The organism is Corynebacterium sp. (assembly GCF_012837295.1).
GTDB lineage: Bacteria > Actinomycetota > Actinomycetes > Mycobacteriales > Mycobacteriaceae > Corynebacterium.
The window spans coordinates 15,487-34,456 of sequence record NZ_DURI01000059.1 but is presented as its reverse complement, the minus strand read 5'-3'; the positions used below and the strand labels follow the sequence as shown (position 1 = coordinate 34,456).

14 protein-coding genes, 1 tRNA gene, 1 pseudogene and 1 riboswitch are annotated in these 18,970 nt (G+C 69.0%); of the genes and pseudogenes, 9 read left to right on the top strand and 7 right to left on the bottom strand.

All coding sequences use genetic code 11. The annotated features are described in order from the left end of the window. Both GX015_RS02190 and GX015_RS02185 read left to right on the top strand, forming a co-directional pair. The coding region (locus GX015_RS02190) for a PfkB family carbohydrate kinase (protein WP_291342444.1) at positions 1 to 627 on the top strand (627 nt) is incomplete at its 5' end. Positions 628 to 708: 81 nt separating this feature from the next. Further along, complete coding sequence (locus GX015_RS02185) at positions 709 to 1,518, top strand: alpha/beta fold hydrolase (protein ID WP_060925253.1); 810 nt, start codon at positions 709 to 711, stop codon at positions 1,516 to 1,518. On the opposite strand, the gene GX015_RS02180 is transcribed toward GX015_RS02185, so the two are convergent. Together GX015_RS02180 and GX015_RS02175 are read right to left on the bottom strand one after the other, a co-directional pair. Then, positions 1,515 to 3,203 (bottom strand): NAD(P)/FAD-dependent oxidoreductase, encoded by a 1,689-nt coding sequence (locus GX015_RS02180; protein WP_291342443.1) that lies wholly within the window; start codon positions 3,201 to 3,203, stop codon positions 1,515 to 1,517. The two genes, GX015_RS02185 and GX015_RS02180, sit on opposite strands and share 4 nt — an antisense overlap. Before the next feature lie 197 nt (positions 3,204 to 3,400). Continuing rightward, positions 3,401 to 4,765: pseudogene (locus tag GX015_RS02175) on the bottom strand (PhoH family protein). Between the two features lie 297 nt (positions 4,766 to 5,062). Between GX015_RS02175 and GX015_RS02170 the strand changes: the two are divergent. After that, complete coding sequence (locus GX015_RS02170; protein ID WP_291342441.1) at positions 5,063 to 5,734, top strand: LiaF domain-containing protein; 672 nt, start codon at positions 5,063 to 5,065, stop codon at positions 5,732 to 5,734. 61 nt (positions 5,735 to 5,795) lie between these two features. Here the strand turns inward: GX015_RS02170 and GX015_RS02165 are convergent, their stop codons facing one another. Together GX015_RS02165 and GX015_RS02160 are read right to left on the bottom strand one after the other, a co-directional pair. Then, positions 5,796 to 6,275, bottom strand: coding sequence for a hypothetical protein (locus GX015_RS02165; RefSeq protein ID WP_291342439.1), 480 nt, complete (start codon positions 6,273 to 6,275; stop codon positions 5,796 to 5,798). Between the two features lie 389 nt (positions 6,276 to 6,664). Further along, positions 6,665 to 6,736: transfer RNA gene (locus tag GX015_RS02160), tRNA-Asn, on the bottom strand. A 290-nt stretch (positions 6,737 to 7,026) separates the two neighbouring features. Next, positions 7,027 to 7,124, top strand: a riboswitch (TPP riboswitch). On the opposite strand from GX015_RS02160, the gene GX015_RS02155 reads away from it, so the two are divergent. The 3 genes from GX015_RS02155 (at position 7,115) to GX015_RS02145 (ending at position 10,873) form a co-directional block, all read left to right on the top strand. Beyond that, complete coding sequence (locus tag GX015_RS02155; protein WP_291342438.1) at positions 7,115 to 8,767, top strand: bifunctional hydroxymethylpyrimidine kinase/phosphomethylpyrimidine kinase; 1,653 nt, start codon at positions 7,115 to 7,117, stop codon at positions 8,765 to 8,767. (Overlaps the previous riboswitch by 10 nt.) 109 nt (positions 8,768 to 8,876) lie before the next feature. After that, on the top strand, positions 8,877 to 10,067 hold the full coding sequence (locus tag GX015_RS02150) for an S-(hydroxymethyl)mycothiol dehydrogenase (protein WP_291342437.1): 1,191 nt from the start codon (positions 8,877 to 8,879) through the stop codon (positions 10,065 to 10,067). 134 nt (positions 10,068 to 10,201) lie between these two features. Next, complete coding sequence (locus GX015_RS02145) at positions 10,202 to 10,873, top strand: MBL fold metallo-hydrolase (RefSeq protein WP_291342436.1); 672 nt, start codon at positions 10,202 to 10,204, stop codon at positions 10,871 to 10,873. 134 nt (positions 10,874 to 11,007) lie between these two features. On the opposite strand, the gene dnaG is transcribed toward GX015_RS02145, so the two are convergent. Next, positions 11,008 to 13,008: a DNA primase gene (gene dnaG / locus GX015_RS02140; RefSeq protein WP_291342435.1), complete on the bottom strand. Its 2,001-nt coding sequence runs from the start codon at positions 13,006 to 13,008 to the stop codon at positions 11,008 to 11,010. A gap of 89 nt (positions 13,009 to 13,097) precedes the next feature. On the opposite strand from dnaG, the gene GX015_RS02135 reads away from it, so the two are divergent. Further along, positions 13,098 to 13,655, top strand: a complete 558-nt coding sequence (locus GX015_RS02135; RefSeq protein ID WP_291342433.1) for a ribonuclease domain-containing protein — start codon at positions 13,098 to 13,100, stop codon at positions 13,653 to 13,655. A 246-nt stretch (positions 13,656 to 13,901) separates the two neighbouring features. Then, complete coding sequence (locus GX015_RS02130; RefSeq protein ID WP_291342432.1) at positions 13,902 to 14,549, top strand: vitamin K epoxide reductase family protein; 648 nt, start codon at positions 13,902 to 13,904, stop codon at positions 14,547 to 14,549. Positions 14,550 to 14,655: 106 nt separating this feature from the next. Here the strand turns inward: GX015_RS02130 and GX015_RS02125 are convergent, their stop codons facing one another. Next, entirely contained in the window at positions 14,656 to 16,002 is a 1,347-nt protein-coding gene (locus GX015_RS02125; RefSeq protein ID WP_291342431.1) for a deoxyguanosinetriphosphate triphosphohydrolase, read from the bottom strand. A gap of 232 nt (positions 16,003 to 16,234) precedes the next feature. Here GX015_RS02125 and GX015_RS02120 point away from each other — a divergent pair, with 232 nt between their 5' ends. Next, on the top strand, positions 16,235 to 18,280 hold the full coding sequence (locus GX015_RS02120) for a TPM domain-containing protein (protein WP_291342430.1): 2,046 nt from the start codon (positions 16,235 to 16,237) through the stop codon (positions 18,278 to 18,280). Between the two features lie 195 nt (positions 18,281 to 18,475). Here GX015_RS02120 and GX015_RS02115 read toward each other — a convergent pair whose 3' ends face one another. After that, on the bottom strand, positions 18,476 to 18,853 hold the full coding sequence (locus GX015_RS02115) for a hypothetical protein (protein ID WP_291342428.1): 378 nt from the start codon (positions 18,851 to 18,853) through the stop codon (positions 18,476 to 18,478). Positions 18,854 to 18,970 lie beyond the last annotated feature (117 nt).

The following is an 18,970-nucleotide window of genomic DNA, read 5'->3' as shown; positions in this document are numbered from 1 at the left end:
TTCACCGAGGAAATCGCCGAAGCCGACGTGCTGCTGGCCCAGGGCGAGCTGCGCCCGGAGGCCACCGAACAGCTGGGCATGATCGCCAACCTGCACGGCACGCGGTTCATTCTCAACCTCGCGCCGGTGACCGTGGTGACGCCCACGCTGATCGACAGCGCCGACCCGCTGATCGTCAACGAGACCGAGGCGTGGGAGATCCTGCGCAAGCTCGGCGCCGCCGAAGGAATCCGCCGCGGCGACCTGGTCGCGCAAATCGATTCGCTGCTGCAGTACTGCCCGTCGGTGGTCATCTCCATGGGCGACAAGGGCTGCGTCTACGCCCGCGCCGAGGTCGACGGCGGCGACGGCATCGTGTGGCACCAACCGTCGCTGACCGTCCCGGCGGAGGAGATCGTGGACACCACGGGTGCCGGTGACGCGTTCGCCGGCACCATCGCCGCCGAGCTGGCCCGCGGCGGCAGCGCCGAACGGGCCGTCGCGCTGGGCACCGCCGCAGGTTCGCTGGCCGTCCGGTCGCTGGGTGCGACGTCGTCCTACGCCGACCAGGCGACGCTCGAGGCCACCGTCGCCGCACCGGACTTCCCGCAGCGCCGCCGCCTCGCGGAGACCAACAAGGGCGAATAGGCGGCGGGCGCCCGACCGCAAAGTCGCCCCGATCCGCCGGAACTCCCGCGAGGTCGTTTCACCTGCAATAGCCTGGTGCCCATGACGAACGACAACGACACTGCGGCACCGTCGACCATCGCCCATTCCATCCACGGTTCGGGCCCCACGCTGGTGCTCATCCACGGGATCTGCCATTCGCGCCACGCCTGGGACGACGTGTTGCCCGGTCTCGTCGATCACTTCCGTGTGGTGGCCATCGATCTTCCGGGCCACGGCGAGACGCCGGATCCCGATTCGCTTGACGACGAAGTCGGCGAGCGCATGATCGACGAACTCGCCGAATTCCTGCGCCTCGTGTCCGTCGACGGCGAAACGCCCCATGTGGCGGGCAATTCGCTGGGCGGATATCTGGCGTTGGAACTGGCCCGGCGCGGGCACGCGGCGTCGGCGACCGCCTTCAATCCGGCGGGATTCTTCCACGGCCCGTGGGACCAGCGCCGGACGGTGGCGCAGTTCCTGGCGCTGCGCGGCGTCGGCCGGGCGTTGAAGCCGGTGCTGCCTCTGATGGCGAAGACGGCGGTGGGCCGCACGGCGATGTTCGGCATGTTCTCGTCGAAGCCGTGGCGACTGGCCCCCGACGCAGTGGCCCGTGACGCGAAGAACATGCTGGGCAACAAGGTCATCGACCACGGCCTGAAGGCCAGTTTCGACTACTCCCCCGACGTCGCCGGCGCGCCCCAGACGGTTTTCTGGGGCACCACCGACCTGACGCTCATGCGCGGTTGGAAGCGCCACTTCGAGGTGCTGCCGGACGTGCCGCTGCACCTGCTGCCGGGGCTCGGCCACGTGCCGATGGTCGACGACGGCCCCACCATCGCCGACTGCATCCGCCGCAGCGCCGGGGCCTAGCGGGCGCCCGCCGCCTCGACCGCCGGGGCCGGCTTGGCCACGCGAAGGTCATACGACGAAGCGTCGAACTTCTTCGTCTTCGCGCGGAACTTCCAGGTCCAGCTGGGCCACACCGACGGGGCGTTGCCGTGCTCGTCGAGGTACCAGGAACCGCAGCCGGTGACCCACACGGTCTCCGGCAACCGGTCGCGGATCCAGTCGTTCCACTCCCTCTGGGCCCGCGCGGACACCTCGGCGACGTCGGCGCCATGGCGGCGCTTGGTCTTGAGCATGTCCATGAAGTAATTCACCTGGGACTCCATCATGTAGATCATCGACGAATGCCCCAGACCCGTCGCCGGGCCCATCAACACCGACAGATTCGGGAAACCGTGGATGGTCGTGCCCTTGTGGGCGCTCATGCCCTCGCGCCCCCACATCTGCGCCAGCGACTCGCCCTCGCGGCCGTGGACCAGCTCGAACGTCGGCGAATCGGTGACGTGGAAGCCGGTGCACACGATCAGGACATCGATGGGGCGCTCGGTGCCGTCGGCGGTGGTGATCGAATGTGCGTTGACCCTCTGGATCGGATCGGTGACCAACTCGACGTTGTCGCGGGCGATCGCCGGGAAGTACGTGTTCGAGATCAGCATGCGCTTGCAGCCGATGGTGAACTTCGGGGTCAGCTTCTCCCGCAGCTCACGGTCGCGGACCTGCACCCGCAGCATGCCCAGCGCCAGCGCCTTGATCGGCGCCATGAGGTGCTCGTTCCTGGTCAGGCCGGGAATCTGCATCTCGCGGAAGAACCAGTCCTGTCCGCGAACCACCTTCCGCAGACCGGGCACGTTGCGCAGCGCGGCACGCTCCCACCCGAAGTAGGCGCGGTCCAGGCGCGGGATCACGAACGGCGCCGTGCGCTGGTAGACGTCCAGGTGGCCGACGAACGGCGCGATCTTCGGGACGATCTGGATCGCCGAGGCGCCCGTGCCGATCACCGCCACGCGCTTTCCGCGCAGGTCCGCGTCGTGGTCCCACCGCGCGGAGTGGAAGATCTTGCCCTCGAATTCCCCGATGCCCTCGATGTCCGGCAGGCGCGGCTCGCACAATGCGCCGACGCCGAGCACCAGTTCGCGCACCGACCACGTGGTGGTCTCCGGGGCGGTGCCATTGGCTCCAGTGGCCCCATCAGGTCCGGTGGCACCGGCAGCGTCGGCGGCGTCGGAAGCCCCGGCGGCACCGGCGGCGGAGCCCTTCCCGAAGACCTTGTCCACGTTCTCCCCGGACGTCGCCACCCCGGTGACGGCGTCACCGGCGTCGACCTGATGCGGAAGCTGGCGCGTGGTCACCAGCCAGCGGCCCGCGGCATCGTCCCAGCGGGCATCGACCATCTCCGTGCGGAAATCGATGTGCGGGTACAGGCCCTCCTCCACCGCGACGCTGCGCTGGTAGTCGGCGATCTCCGGCTGCGTGCCGAAGCTGCGCGACCAGTCGAAGTCCTGCGCGAACGACAGGGAGTACAGGTGGCTGGGCACGTCGCACGCCGCACCCGGGTAGGTGTTGTCGCGCCAGGTCCCGCCGACCTCGTGGCCGCGGTCGATGATCCGGAAATCCTCGATGCCCTCGCGCAGCAGGTTGGTTCCGGTGGCGAGGCCGGAGAAGCCCGCGCCGATGATCAGGATGTCGGTTTCCTTCGCGGAATGGTTCATGGCCCGAACGATAGCCCCCGTCGAGCGGCGGTGGGGGCGTTTTCCGCGACCGGTTGCCAAATGCCCCGAATGCGGAAACGGCCCCCGCGAAGACAGGGGCCGAATGCGGTGACCGCCCCGCCCGGCAGGTGTCGGCAGGAGGAGGCCGAGGCGGCGGCGGTCCCGCGCGGGAGGCCGGGGCGGCGGCGGGTCCCTCCCTATTCCTCCTCGAGCAGGTTGGTCACCAGCTCCGCGATGCGCGACCGCTCCGACCGCTGCAGCGTCACATGGCCGAAAAGATCGTTGCCCTTGAGCTTCTCGATGATCGCCGCCACGCCGTCGTGGCGCCCGACCCGCAGATTGTCCCGCTGCGCGACGTCGTGGGTGAGCACCACCCGCGAGTTCGCCCCCAGGCGCGACAGCACCGTGAGCAGCACGTTGCGCTCCAGCGACTGCGCCTCGTCGACGATGACGTAGCTGTCGTGCAGGCTGCGTCCGCGGATGTGCGTCAGCGGCAGCACCTCGAGCATGTCCCGCGCCTGGATCTCCTCCATGACGTTAGGGCTGACCAGTCCCTCCAACGTGTCGTACACCGCCTGCGCCCACGGGTTCATCTTCTCGCTCTCCGACCCGGGCAAGTACCCCAGGTTCTGGCCGCCGACGGCGTAGAGCGGGCGGAACACCACGATCTTGCGGTGCCTGCCATGCTCCATCACCGCCTCCAGGCCGGCGCACAACGCCAGCGCGGACTTCCCGGTGCCGGCGCGCCCGCCCAGCGAGACGATGCCCACCTCGTCGTCGAGAAGCAGATCCAGCGCGATGCGCTACTCCGCCGAACGGCCCCGCAGACCGAAGGCCTCCAGGTCGCCGCGGACCAGGCGCACCCCGCCACCGGGCAGAATGCGCCCCAACGCGGACTGCGTGCCCGCGGTGAGCTGCACCCCGCAATGCACCGGCAGCTCCCGGGCGGGCACGCCGTCGGCGGTGGCGGCGTCGTCGCGAAGCTGCACGAAGCCATTGCGGAACAGCGCGTCGATGTCCTCCGACGCCGCGCCCACCTCCGCCAGCCCCGTGTAACCGGTGACCACCACATCCTGCGCGTGGTACTCGTCGGCGGGCAGCCCCACCGCACCGGCCTTCACGCGCAGCGGAATGTCCTTGGTCACCAGCACCGTGTCGTGGCCCTCCGCCCGGAAGTTCAGGGCACAGGCCAGGATGCGGTGATCGTTGGCGTCATTGCGAAAACCCGCCGGCAGCACCGACGGGTCCGTGTGATTCAGCTCGACCTGCAGGGTGCCGCCGTCTTCGTTGGCGGGCACCGGCAGGTCCAGGCGTTCGTGCCGGTGGCGCAGATCCTCCAGCTGGCGCAGCGCCGTGCGGGCGAACCAACCCAGTTCGGGGTGGTGCCGCTTGGCCTCCAGCTCGTTGATCACCACCAGCGGCAGCACAACGGAGTGCTCGGCGAATTTCCGCAGCGCATGCGGGTCGGACAGCAGCACCGACGTGTCCAGCACGTAGGTGCGCAATGCGGTGTCCCGGCGCCGGTGGTCGGCGGTCCCGTCGGAGGGCCGGGCTGAAGCGATGGTGCCGCCGCGCGTCGTCGCGCCCGCGTCCACCACCTCCCCATCCCGGATCAGAGGGGTTCGGTCAGTGGTCGCGGTCGTGGTACGCAACGTGGCTCCTGTTCCGCCCGGCAGCTTCCCCCTGCCGGACGAGCGCCAGGGTAAGGACGCGAGGTGGAAATCACATTGGTGGAAGATGAACAACGCATTAACTATCCGGATCCCGGTCGTTTGCCCAGCACAGGTGCCTTACGACGCTTCGACCGCCGTCACCTCCGAATGTCACTGGGGGCACTCGAAAGTGGATAATTTGGCCCCATGACACATTCCACCCCGAGCCCCGGTCGTCGCGAGAGCCTCCAAGCCCGACTCGAAGTCGCGGTCGGGCGCGGGGAAATGACCATCGCCGAATACGACTCCCTGTGCGGGCGAGTGTGGGACGCCGGCCACGATGATGATTCGACGGAACTCGACGCCGTCGCCGGCCGGCTCGAACGCCTCGAGTCTGCCCGGGCACCCGAGACGGGGCGCACCCCAGCGCCGGGGCCACCGGCCCAGACCGCGAACCCCTACCGCAACCCCGACCCGTACCGGCCGCGCCCGGCCGACATGGCCGCGGCCGGAAAGGAACTGGTGGGCCCCACCCCGGAAGATGACCGGCAGTCCGGCACGCCGGCGATCTTCTCCGACAAGACGTTCACCGGGCGGTGGGCACCGCAGGCGACGACGACATGGTGGGGCGTTTTCGGCGACGTGAAACTCGATCTGCGGGAGGCCGACTGGCCTGCCGCGCGGATCGAGTTGGATTTCCAGTCCGCGTTCTCCGACGCGACCGTCATCGTCCCGCCGGGCACCATCGTCGTCGATCGCACGACCTCGATTCTCGGCGAAGTCAGCATCAAGACGTCGTCGACCGTCCCGGCGAACGGCCTGACCGTGATTCTCGACGGCGTTCTCGTGTTCGGCGTCATCAAGGTCAGGGATCGCTGAGCCACGACCCGGGGGATTCCCTGGGGGACCTGGAGAGCCTCCAGCATCGACACGCACGTGTTCATGGTCTCCCTGAACCCATCGGACCCGGGATTGAGTTCCGCACCGATGATTCGCGCCGTAGCGACGCCGAACAAGGAGTGGACGATAATGCGCGCGGGCACGGGGCATTCGGGGCCCACCGGAAGCCACCGCGTTCAGCGCGGCGATCGAGTTGCACCTCCGTGCCCTCAATGAACGCCTCTAAGTACCGGAGCCCCGCCATTCCCTTGTCACCGCTCGGCGCTACACGCGAGGAGAAAATGGCAAATTCGTTGAGGATGTACACATGCGGCCACTTCTCCACCAGAAGCTTCAGAACGGTACGGGGGAAGTCCGAGACCGTGTCGACGTTCTGATGTTCGAATTTGCCCAGGAGCATGGTGGCGGTATCGCCGTACAGCAAATCGAGGAGTTCACCCTTGCCGGAGAAGCAATAATGAAAAACGCCCCAGGGAGCGTTGGCACGGGCGCAAACGCTCCTGGTGTTGACGGCGGCCACCCCTTCTTCCAGCTCAATCTCAAGCGCCGCCCGAACCAGACTGGCCCACCTCTCGATGGCCGGGACACGCGACGTCAATTCAGCCCCCAATCCGGCCCACTCCCCCCACATGGCAAAAAAAGGGGCCCAACACGCGCACTGGCCTCTACAAACGCAAATTAGCCACAAGCGAGCCAATTCAGTCTCACAACCCAGGGAGATACTACGTAAGCGAAAACAATCCCTCATCACTGTTAGGCAAAGCCAACTAAATCTGACACGCATCCCGAGACGAAACAGTTGATTGTCCGGCACAATTGACGTCGAACAGGCCCACCACGTCATGCACGCAACCATGCAGACACAAAACGGCGGGCCCGGGAAAATAATCCCGGACCCGCCTTGCCCTGCTCCTCCAGCTGGACTCGAACCAGCAACCCTTCGATTAACAGTCGAATGCTCTGCCATTGAGCTATGGAGGAATGGCCGAAGCACGTCTCCGTGCGACGGATCATTACTCTACCCAGAACCGATATGGACGCCAAATCCCCAGTTCATCGCCTAAATCGACATAGTGTCCGCCTGGTTCCGGACGCGCACCCCATGGCCCGGAATCGCACGCCGGACGACCCCCACCCGGGACGTCGCCAAGCACGGGGCGAAGCTGGCTCGAAAGCCGGGGACGAAGCACGGGGACAAGCACGGGCGAAGCTGGCTCGAAAGCAGGGGGCGGAGCAGGAAGCGAAGCCCATCCGGCGGCTTTGCTAACCTGACCCCCGACACGGGGTGCCCGGCAAGATCCGGGCTGAGATCACACCCGCCGAACTTGATCCGGTTGATGCCGGCGGAAGGATGTTGCCATGGGCGCCGCCCGCGTTCCCGCATACTCGCAGTTCCCGCAGGACTGGACCGGAGGCTGCGTCACCTGCGGCGCCGGCCGGGACGGGCGGATCCCACGGGTGCTGTCCATCGCCGGCACCGACCCCAGCGGCGGCGCCGGGCTGCAGGCCGACCTGAAGGCGTTCTCCGCGCACGGCGCCTACGGCATGGGCGTGGTCACCGCGCTGGTCAGCCAGAACTCGCGGGGCGTCCGCGACGTCCACGTGCCGCCCGTGGAATTCCTCCGCTCGCAGTTGGACGCTGTTTCGGACGACGTGGCCATCGACGCGATCAAGATCGGCATGCTTTTCGACGCCCCGATCATCGCCGAAGTCACCGACTGGCTCGAAGGACTGCGCAGTGGAAACAGGGCCGCAGCGGATGCGGCCGGGGACGCGGCGGCCGGAATCGCCGCCCAGGATGCGCCCACCGCCGACGACGAGTTCCTCGACGGCACGCCCTCCCCCATCGTCGTGCTCGACCCGGTGATGGTGGCCACCTCCGGCGACCGGCTGCTCAAGGAGGAGGCCGAGGACGCGCTGCGTGGGCTGCTGCGCCACGTCGACCTGGTCACCCCCAACATCCCGGAGTTGGCCGTGCTCGCGGGCACCGCCCCGGCCACGATCCCCGGCGAGGCCCTGGACCAGGCGCGCATCGTCGCCGCCGAATACGACGTGCTGGTGCTGGCAAAGGGCGGGCACCTCATCGAGGGCGAAGTCATCGACGCCCTCGTGCGCCCCGACGGATCGGCCGAACGGTTCACCGGCCCTCGCGTGGGCACCCGCAACACCCACGGCACCGGCTGCTCGCTTTCGGCCGCGATCGCCGCCCTGTGGCCGCGCACCGGCGACCCCGTGCGGTCGGTCGGGGTGGCCAAGGCATGGATGACCTCCGCGCTGCGCCACGCCGACGAGCTCGAAGTCGGTGAAGGCAACGGCCCCGTCCACCACTTCGCCCAGCTGTGGGAGCGCGGCCTGGCGCCCGACGCCGCGACCATCGCCGATCAGTGGTGGGAGTCCATCGCAGATCTGCGCGACGCCATCGACGACCTGGACTTCATCAAGGGCCTCGGCTCGGGTTCGCTGCCGGAGGAGGCGTTCCGCGACTACCTCGCTCAGGACGCGCTGTACCTCAACGGCTACGCCCGGGCACTGGCCGCGGCCTCCGCGCTCGCGCCGACGCAGGAGGAGCAGATGTTCTGGTCCTACGCCGCCCACGGAGCCATCGCCGGGGAGATGGAGCTGCACCGCGGCTTCCTCGGCGACGACGCAGGCAGCGTCGATGAGGGTGCCGTGGAGGCGTCACCGGTCACCCGCGCCTACGTCGACCACCTCGTGGCCACCGCCGCCCGCGGCTCCTACGGCGAACTGATCGCCGCCGTGCTCCCGTGCTTCTGGCTCTACCGCGACATCGGCCACCGCCTGGTCGCCCGCAACCACGGTTCCCATCCGTACTCCCGCTGGCTGGACACCTACGCCGACGAATCCTTCGACGAGGACACCAACCGCGCCATCGACATCTGCTCGACCTACGCCACCACGGCGACGACGACCGAGCGCGCCGCCATGGACCGTGCGTTCCGACTGTCTTCGTGGCACGAGGTGGAGTTCTTCGCCGCACCCATGCGCGGCTGACGGGGAGCGCCGGGCCACGCGATGCCGACCCACCGTGCGGGTGACGCAGTTTCGGGCAGACCGGGCCACGCGGCTGACGCGGCCCGCGGATCTCTCTAGGCTGGTGTGCATGACGAACACCGACGACACCCCGACCACCTCCCGCCCCGCCGATGCGGGCGCCTCTGCGCCGGCGGACGCCCACCGCACCGTCCGCGGCATCATCGCCCGCGGCAAGGGCGAGCCGGTGGAGATGACCGACATCGTCATCCCCGCACCCGGCGCCAACGACGTCATCGTGGACATCCAGGCCTGCGGCGTCTGCCACACGGACCTCGCGTACCGCGACGGCGACATCAACGACGACTACCCGTTCCTCCTCGGCCACGAAGCCGCCGGCGTCGTCTCCGAAATCGGCGAGGACGTCACCCACGTCGAGGTCGGCGACTTCGTCGTGCTCAACTGGCGCGCGGTGTGCGGCGAGTGCCGCGCATGCAAGAAGGGCGAGCCGAAGTACTGCTTCGCCACGCACAACGCCTCCAAGCCCATGACGCTCACCGACGGCACCGAGCTGACGCCGGCGCTGGGCATCGGCGCATTCTCCGACGCGACGCTGGTCCACGAGGGCCAGTGCACCAAGGTCGACCCGGAGGCCGATCCGGCCGTCGCGGGCCTCCTCGGCTGCGGCGTCATGGCCGGCATCGGCGCGGCGATCAACACCGGCGACGTCAAGCGCGGCGAGACCGTGGCCGTCATCGGCTGCGGCGGCGTCGGCACCGCCGCCATCGCCGGCGCGAAGCTGGCTGGCGCGACGACGATCATCGCCGTCGACATCTCCGACGACAAGCTCGCCACCGCCCGCGAATTCGGTGCCACCGAGACCATCAATTCGAAGGACCTCACCGCCGACGCCCCCGGCGCCACCGGCGAGGACGATCCCGTCGTCAAGCGCATCCACGAACTGACCGGCGGCTTCGGCGCAGACGTCGTCATCGACGCCGTCGGCCGCCCCGAGACCTACGTCCAGGCCTTCTACGCCCGCGACCTCGCCGGCCGCGTGGTGCTCGTCGGAGTACCGTCGCCGACGATGAAGCTGGACCTCCCGCTTCTCGACGTCTTCGGCCGTGGCGGTTCCCTGAAGTCCAGCTGGTACGGCGACTGCCTGCCCGAGCGAGACTTCCCCATGCTCGTCGACCTCTCGCTCAACGGCCGCCTGCCCCTGGGCGACTTCGTCACCGAGCGCATCGGCCTCGGCGACGTCGAGGAGGCCTTCGACACGATGAAGGCCGGCAAAGTGCTGCGCTCCGTCGTCACGCTGTAGCCGCCGCGCTGCTGCCCCGGGCGCTTTCCGGGGAGCGCCTTCGCTTTACGACGCCCGCCGACCCCGGGTCGGCGAGCGCACCACTTGCACGTCCTTTCATCATCCGCCCCCTTCAATCACGGGAGAGAGCAACCATGAGCTCCGATTCGCACGACGCCGCCGGCCGCATCCGCAAGCAAGGCGACCTGGTCATCGACCACGTGGTCACCTCCGGCACCTTCGCCCTCGACGGCGGTGAATGGGAGGTAGACAACAACATCTGGGTCTTCGGCGACGAGAACGAAGTCATCGTCGTCGACGCGGCGCACTCCGCCGCCCCGATCATCGACGCCGTCGCCGGCCGCCGTGTGAAGGCCATCGTGTGCACCCACGCGCACAACGACCACATCACCGTCGCCCCGGAGCTGTCGGAGAAGCTCGACGCACCGATCCTCGTCCACCCCGGCGACCAGATGCTGTGGGAGCAGACGTGGGGAGATCTCGGCCACGACACCCTGAAGCACGGCCAGAAGATCGAGGTCGCGGGCACGGAGGTCGTGGTGGTCAACACCCCGGGCCACTCGCCCGGCTCCTGCTGCCTCTACGTGCCCGAGGCCGACGAGCTGTTCTCCGGCGACACCCTGTTCTCGGGCGGGCCCGGCGCGACGGGCCGGTCGTACTCGGACTTCGACACCATCATCGATTCCATCCGCGACAACCTGCTGACGCTGCCGGAGGAAACGATCGTGCGCACCGGCCACGGTGACCACACCACCATCGGCCGTGAGGCTCCGCACCTGGAGGAATGGATCCGCAGAGGGCACTGACCCGCTGTTGCTTTACGACGGCCGCCGTGCCGCGAGCCCCGGGGAGAGTGCCCCGGTTCTCCCGGCCCTCAATCCACCTGCGCCTTCATGCCCCCGGCGTTTTTAATCCAACTGTCCCCTTATGCCACCGGCCCTTAATCCACCTGCACCTTGAGCGCCTCCGCCAGCAGTTCCCGGCGGTAGTCCTCGAGGGCGAGCAGGTCGGCGAACAGCTGCCGGTACCCGGCCTCGTCGTCGGAGGGCCGCATGCGCGCGAGCATCGACTTGACCTGCGCCACCTGCCCGCCGACCCACACTTCCTGCAGGCGGGCCAACACCGACGACGAATAGGCGCGCAGCATCTCCGGGTCGACGCGGATCTCCTCCACGCCGAGCTCGGTGACCAGGGCGCGGCCCACGGCATCGTCGATCTTCCCCAGCAGCGCGGTCACCCACTCGGCGCCGCCGCTTTGCGACGCCACCCCTCCCGCTTCCTGGGTGGCGTCGAAAAGCGCCCGATACGTCGGATGCGAAAACGTATCCGGCGACAACGCGTCGAACACGGGCCCGGTGGTGGCGGGCTCCTGAATCGCGAGCTTCATCGCCTCGCGCTGGACGTGCAGCTCCGGGTCGCGGGCCTCGGGGTACGGCAGCATCGGCCGCGCGGGCGCCCCACCCGGCGCACGGCCACCGGAACCACCGGCGCCATTCGCGCCACTGGCGCCACCGGCGTCACCGCCGAAACCGGGCGACCCCGGCCCGGCCGCGTCGTCCTCGTCGCGCTTGCGGATCGGCCGCCTGCGGGGACCATCGTCCTGCGACGGATTGCGGGCCTCGTCGCGCACGCGGCGGACGAACTCGGCCTCGTCGTTCCAGCCGACCCAGCCGGCCACCTCGCGGGCGTACTCGTCGCGCAGCGCGGTATCGCGGATCTTGCCCAGCACCGGCACGACGCGCCGCAGGCCCTCGACGCGGCCGTTCGGCGTGGTCATGTCGTAGTCGGACAGAAGGGTGCGCAACACGAACTCCACCAGCGGCGTGCGCTGCGCCACCAGATCGCGCACCGACGCATCGCCCTTCTCCAGGCGCAGATCGCACGGGTCCATGCCATCGGGGGCGACGGCGACGTAACTCTGGCCTGTGAACTGCTGCTCCCCCTCGAACGCGCGCATCGCCGCCTTCTGCCCGGCCTCGTCGCCATCGAAGGTGTAGATCAACTCGCCGCGGAAGAAACTGTCGTCGAGCATCAACCGCCGCAGCATCTGCAGGTGCTCCTCGCCGAAGGCGGTGCCGCACGCCGCGACGGCGGTGGTGACGCCGGCGGCGTGCATGGCCATGACGTCGGTGTAGCCCTCGACGATGACCGCGCGGTGGCCCTCCGCGATCGACTTCTTCGCATGATCCAGGCCGAACAGCACCTTCGACTTCTTGTAGAGCATCGTCTCGGGCGTGTTCATGTACTTGCCCAGGTTGTCGTCGTCGAAAAGCTTCCGCGCGCCGAAACCGATGACGTCGCCGCTGATGTTGCGGATCGGCCACAGCAGCCGCCGGTGGAATCGGTCCATCGGCCCCTTGCGCCCCATCCGCGCCAGACCCGCCTTCTCCAGCTCGTCGAAGGAAAAGCCCAGCCGCTGCAGGTGCTTGGTCAACGTGTCCCACCCCGCCGGCGCATACCCGCAGCCGAACTGCTTGGCCTGCTCCATGGTGAACCCGCGGTCGGTGAGGAACGTCCGCGCCGTCTCCGCATCGGGCTTGCCCAGCTGCATGGCGTAGAACTTCTGCGCCTCCCGGTTCGCGGCGATGAGCCGCTGGCGCGTGCCCGGCTCCTCCCGCCGGCCGGTGCCGCCGCCCTCGTAATTGATGCGGTAACCGATCTTCTCGGCGCACGCCTCCACGGCCTCCGGGAACGTCAGGTGCTCCATCTCCATGAGGAAACTGAAGACGTCCCCGCCCTTGCCCGTCGAAAAGCAGTGGTAGTAACCGTGGTTCGGGCGCACGTGGAAGCTGGGGGTCCGCTCGTCCTTGAACGGCGACAGCCCCTTCATCGAATCCGCGCCACCGGGCTTGAGCTGCACGTACTCCGCGACGATCTCCTCGATCGGCGTACGCTCGCGGATCGCCGCGATGTCGCTGTCGGGAATTCGTCCTCTGGCCATGGCCACCATGGTAGCCGCGCCCCCGGATCGCTTTCCCGGCAGTTGGACCGATTGCCTTACGACGACCCCGCGCATGCGAAACTGGCCCCATGGCAGGTAACAACGGGAAGTCCGGCGGGAAGGGCGGCAAGACCGGCAAGGGCATTCTTGCCGCGGTCGGTGCCCTGGTGCTGGCGCTGGCCGGCGCGTGGCTCGGCATCGACGGAACCGGCGGCGCCGGCGGCGACGCGAACGGGAACGGGAACGGGAGTGGCGATGGCGGAGACGGCGGCGCGACCCCGAGCAATGCCGCCGGCCGCGGCGATCGGGAAAATGGCGGCAACCGAGATGGCCGCTCCGACGGCGAGGAGGTCTGCCCCATCGGTACGCTCCCGCCGCAGGCCGACGACGTCGTCGACCGCATCCTGACCGACCAGGACCACATCTACTCCAGCCACGACGGCAAGCACTTCGGCAACTACGAGGGCGTCCTGCCCAAGGAACGCGGCAGCTACTACCGCGAATACACGGTCGACACCCCGGGCCTGGACCACCGCGGGGCCCGCCGCATCGTCGTCGGCGGCGGCACCGAGGACGACCCCGATGTCTGGTACTACACCGACGACCACTACGAGTCCTTCTGCGAGATCCCCGACGCCGAAGACTGACGACCGACCCCGGTCCAGCACTGTGGGCACTTCACCACGGCGATGGTCCCTCCCCGGATGAGCACGGGGCGCTACCCGGTTGGCGCGAAGTTGCAGTGGTGTGCGTCACTTTCCCGCTTCGAGCGGGCCACGAGGGGCTAATCTTCCCCCAGAAAAAGTTTGGTGATCGATCAACCAAACGGTGCGCGGGACGTCGTCAAGCCGTCCAGCCCCGGAACGCACCACCGACCCGAACAGGAGGCGACCATGACCACCGACGCCACCGGCACCGCCCCGACCACGGCCACCGCCGCCCGCCCCGCACCCGGAGCCGCCCGCACCACCCCGGCACCGCTGGCCTGGCTGTACGTCATCGGCGCGTTCATCGGGCTCATCGCGTCGATGACGCTGACCGTGGAAAAGTTCGAGCTCGCCGAAAACGCGGCCTACGTGCCGTCGTGCACCTTCGGCGAATCCTTCACCTGCGGCTCCGTGATGATCAGCGACCAGGCCGCCGCCTTCGGCATCCCCAACCCGCTGCTCGGCATCGCCGGCTTCGCGGCCGTCATGGCCATCGGGGTCATCATGCTCACCGGCGCGGCGCTGCCCCGATGGTTCCGCACGGCGTTCGTCATCGGCCTCGGCCTGGCGACCATCTTCTGCCTGTGGCTCGCGTGGCAGGCGGTCTACGCCATCCACGCGCTGTGCATCTACTGCATGGTCGTCTGGGCGGTGACCATCACCATGTTCTGGTTCGCGTTCCTCCGCTTCCTCGGCGACGCCGCCGAGCGCAACCCCGGCTCCGGAATGGCGCGCCTGCACGGGACGCTGAACATGCTGCGCTTCCCCATCCTCATCGCGGTCGTCGTCCTCATCGCCGCCCTGATCATCATCGAGTTCGGCTTCTTCTTCTGACCGTTTCTTCTGTCCGCGGGCTCTTGATCGGGCCCGGGAATGGGCCCGCCAACGCAGCCAGACCCTCCGGAGATGGCCGGCGGAACCAACCACCCGAGACGGAGGCTCAGCCCCAGGCCGCCGAGACCCCGGCAATCCCCCGGTCGAGCTTCTCCACCCGCGACTCCGTCATCGACGCGATCTGATCGACGATCACGCGCAGCCGCCCCGCATCCGACTCCGCCTGGTCGTACATCCACCGATACACCGGATCCAGCGCCCCCGGCGCCCCCTCCTTCAGGTACTCCGCCACGCGGAACAGCCGATCACGCTCGCGATCCTGCCTGCGGACGTGCCGCGGCAGGTCCATCACGTACAGCACCGCGATCGTCTTGAGCATCGTCACCTCCGCCAGAATCCCCGCCGGCACCGCCAAATCCGCCTCGTACCGGCCCAGGGCCCGGTCGATCGGCTGCTTCGGCCCGAACATCCCCTCGGCTTCGCTTGACGACGCCCACGCCGCCCGCGCAGCGGCCCTCGTCCCGGCGACCGACGCGGTGACGAAACGGCCGACCAGCTCCGACGTCATCCGCTTCAGCGCCACCATCGACTGCAGCGACCCGTCGTACGACGCCGCCGCCGACACGACCGGCAGACTCGCCAACCGGCCGGCGGCCTCCACCAGCTCCGCCGGATCGCCGCCGAACGCCCTGGCCCCCTTGTCGGCCAACGCCGCCAACTCCACCGTGTCCCACAGCACGCCGAGATCGATGCGGCCGGAGACGATGCCGTCCTCCACGTCATGCACCGAATACGCCACATCGTCGGACCAATCCATGATCTGCGCCTCCAGGCACTGCCGGCCATGCGGGGCGCCCGCGCGGATCCACTCCAGGATCGGGGCATCCTCCTGGTACGCGCCGTACTTCGTGCGCTTCGAGCCATCCGGCGCAATCGGCGTCCACGGGTACTTGCATGCCGCGTCCAACGCCGCACGCGTGAGATTCAGGCCGCACGGGTGGCCCGTGTCGTCGAGCGTCTTCGGCTCCAGCCTCGCGAGAATGCGCAGCGTCTGCGCATTGCCCTCGAAACCACCGCACTCCGCGGCGATCTCGTCGAGCGCCCGCTCACCGTTGTGACCGTACGGCGGGTGCCCGATGTCGTGGGTCAGACCGGCCAGCTCCGCCAAATCCTCATCGGCCCCGAGATCCGCCGCAATGCCACGGGCGATCTGCGCCACCTCCAGCGAATGGGTCAACCGGGTGCGGGGAGTGTCGCCGTCATGCGGACCCACGACCTGGGTCTTGTCGGCGAGCCGTCGCAAAGCAGCCGAATGGAGGACACGCGCCCGGTCACGCGAAAACGCCGTCCGATGCGCCTCCACGACCTCGGCCCCCGGCAGCAACGACTGCTTCGCACCCTCATGCAGGATGCGGTCGAGATCGGAAGCGGAATATCGGTATCGGGCGGCCACGCGCCCATCATGCCGCCGAAACCGCGTCACCGCAGTTAGGCGCGCTGTACCCGGTCCGTGCCCGGCGGCCGAAAAGCGACGGTGGCCCACTACGGCGCGGCAGGTGGGCCGCAACCTCAGTTGAGCGGTGGCGCGTCACGTGGGCCGCAACCGCAATTGGCTGAGTCCCTTCACGTGGGCCATGACCGCAGTTGGCCGTGTCGCGCCACCCGCACCCACGTATCCTCGGGGCATGACCGAGCACGACCGCCCCCGCCGAACCAGCCGCACCCACCGCATCGCCGCGACCATTGGAGCCGGCGCCCTCGTCGCGCTCTCCGGGCCGCTCGCCGGGATCCTCCTCGCCTCCGGGCCGGCCCCCACCGCCCTGCCCACCGCGCAGGCCGAAGCCCCGCAGCGTTTCGACGGCCGCATCTGGGACAACGCGAACGTGCTCACCGACTCCCAAGAAGCGCAGATCAACGAGAAGGCCGCCCAGCTCCAGCAGGAGCACGGCACCGTCGTCCGCATCGTCTTCGTCAACAGCTTCGATGGCATCCAGGCCGAGCAGTGGGCCCAGCAAACGTGGCGAGCCCTCGGCGGAACCCCCAACCTCGCCGTCTTCGCCGTCGCCGTCGACGACCGCAACGCCGGCGGCGGCGCCGGCGAAGACGTCTCCGCCTCCGGGCAGGACATGTTCGATGCGGCGGCCCCGGCACTCGGCAACGACGACTGGTCCGGCGCCGCCCTCGCCGCCATCGACGAAGCCACCCCGGCATCCGCCGCCGAAGGCCTCGGCGTCCTCGGCGCAGGCGCGGCAGGCGCCGCAGTGCTCGGCGGCGGCGCCGTCGCCTGGTCCCGCCGCAACAAGAAGAAGCGCACGGCCACCGAAGTCGAAGAAGGCAAGAACCTCCGCCCCGACGACATCGAATCCCACGACCGTCTGTCCACCGACGCCCTCGACGAACTCGCCCGCGAGGAACTCGTCTCCACGGACGAATCCATCCGCCTCGCCGCGACCGAACTCGACCTCGCACGCGCCGAATTCGGCGACGCCCGCGTCCGCGACCTCGCCCAGGCACTCGACCACTCCCAGCGCACCCTCAACCGCGCCTTCGAACTCCGCCAGCGCATCGACGACGGCCCCTCGCTGCCCGACGCCGAACGCCGCGGCATGCTGCTGGAGATCATCTCCACCTGCGGCACCGCCGACGACCGCCTCGACGCGGAAGTCGCCCGCTACGCCGAAATGCGAGAGCAACTGCTCAATGCCCCGGACACCCTCGACCACCTGACCCAGCGCGCCATCGACCTGCGCACCCGCATCCCCCAGGCCGCCACCGTCCTCGACGGCATGCGCGCCCGCTACGACGAAACGATGCTCGCGTCGATCTCCGACAACATCGACATGGCCACCGAGCACGTCAACATGGCCGAACAGACCCGCGACGAGGCCCGCAGCCTCCTGTCCAAGCCCGCCGGCGAACAGTCCGGGCTCATCGACGCCCTCCGCGCCACCGACCTCGCCCTCGACCAGGCCGAAAAACTCGTCGAAGGCATCGAGCACGCCGACGACAACATCGCCCAGGCACGGTCGGGCCTCGACGCCCTCATCGCCGAAGTCCGCGACGAAATCGCCGAAGCCACCAATCTCCTCGCCGCGCCCGACGCCGCCAACATCGACCGCGACGGCCTGGCCAAGGCCGTCGAAGGCGGCCGCACCGCACTCGGATTCGCCGAAACGAAGGGCACCACCGACCCGCTCGGCGCCTGGACCACCCTCACCGACGCCGACGCCGCCCTCGACGACGAGCTCGAGGAAGCCCGCGACGCCGCCAACGCATTCACCCGCAAAATGCAGACCCTGCACAACGCGCTCACCGACGCCCGCGCCCAGGTCACCGGCGCACGCGACATCATCGGCACGCGCCGCAGCATCGTCGGCTCCACCGCACGCACCAGGCTCGCCGAAGCCGAACGGCACCTCGCCATCGCCGAACAGATCGCCGGCAACCCCGGCAAGGACCCGGCCCAGCACCCGCGCCGTGGCATCCAGGAAGCCCGCACCGCCGCGCAGCTCGGCCGCCAAGCCGCCAAGTCCGCGCGCGACGACATCAACCGCCACCGCCAGCGCATGAACCAGCACCGCGGTGGAGGCGGCAACTCGGGCGCGCTGATCGCCGGCATGGTCCTCGGCGGAATGATGAACGGCGGAGGCGGCTTCGGCGGAGGATTCAGCGGAGGAGGAGGCTTCGGAGGGGGCGGCGGAGGATTCAGCGGCGGTTCCGGCAGCTTCTAGGGCCTTCCAAGGGGGCACCGCGGCATCTGGATCCAGGTCATCGGGATCCAGGTCATCGGGATCCGGCGCAATCGGGTCCCCGACATCTGGCACCACCTCATCCGGATCCAGGGCAACGGGCACCACCTCATCCGGATCCAGGGCAACTGGCACCACCTCATCCGGATCCGGGGCAACTGGCCGCCGGCCCCTCGATCACCCCATCAAACGCGCCGGACCATCGAGATGCGCGCAGGCGAACACGGCGGCGGCGAGCAATCCCGCATCCACGCCCGCAGCGTCCGGATCGCCCCCGACGATCTCGACCACCACGACACCTCCGGCCACCTTCGTCCGAGCGACCAAGCGCCGCTCCGCGACATCCACGATGTCCCGGCCACGCTCCCCGTCACGGCGATTCAAACTCAACTCGCCACCCGGCCCCGACACCACCACATGCGCCACCGTGAGCCCCACGGCACGCGCACGCCACCACTCATCCGGCGACGACACCGTAAACGAACGCCCCGTCAGACCCGCCGGCGTGACCCGCCAATCGGCCGCAATAAGGGAACCGGCGGCGTCGTAAAGCATCCTGCCCCCGGCCCCGGAAGAAACGCCCACCCGCGATCGAGACGCCGACCCGGATCCAGACCCAGACCCCGCCGACGCGGCCGCCCCCGAAACGCGCCACGGCCCGGGCGCATCACC

Bases quoted from the DNA above. Each gene is read 5' to 3' on its own strand.
- GX015_RS02185 (WP_060925253.1), top strand. From the start codon at position 709: ATGACGAACGACAACGACACTGCGGCACCGTCGACCATCGCCCATTCC.
- GX015_RS02180 (WP_291342443.1), bottom strand. From the start codon at position 3,203: ATGAACCATTCCGCGAAGGAAACCGACATCCTGATCATCGGCGCGGGC.
- GX015_RS02170 (WP_291342441.1), top strand. From the start codon at position 5,063: ATGACACATTCCACCCCGAGCCCCGGTCGTCGCGAGAGCCTCCAAGCC.
- GX015_RS02155 (WP_291342438.1), top strand. From the start codon at position 7,115: ATGGGCGCCGCCCGCGTTCCCGCATACTCGCAGTTCCCGCAGGACTGG.
- GX015_RS02150 (WP_291342437.1), top strand. From the start codon at position 8,877: ATGACGAACACCGACGACACCCCGACCACCTCCCGCCCCGCCGATGCG.
- GX015_RS02145 (WP_291342436.1), top strand. From the start codon at position 10,202: ATGAGCTCCGATTCGCACGACGCCGCCGGCCGCATCCGCAAGCAAGGC.
- dnaG (WP_291342435.1), bottom strand. From the start codon at position 13,008: ATGGCCAGAGGACGAATTCCCGACAGCGACATCGCGGCGATCCGCGAG.
- GX015_RS02135 (WP_291342433.1), top strand. From the start codon at position 13,098: ATGGCAGGTAACAACGGGAAGTCCGGCGGGAAGGGCGGCAAGACCGGC.
- GX015_RS02130 (WP_291342432.1), top strand. From the start codon at position 13,902: ATGACCACCGACGCCACCGGCACCGCCCCGACCACGGCCACCGCCGCC.
- GX015_RS02120 (WP_291342430.1), top strand. From the start codon at position 16,235: ATGACCGAGCACGACCGCCCCCGCCGAACCAGCCGCACCCACCGCATC.
- GX015_RS02115 (WP_291342428.1), bottom strand. From the start codon at position 18,853: ATGCTTTACGACGCCGCCGGTTCCCTTATTGCGGCCGATTGGCGGGTC.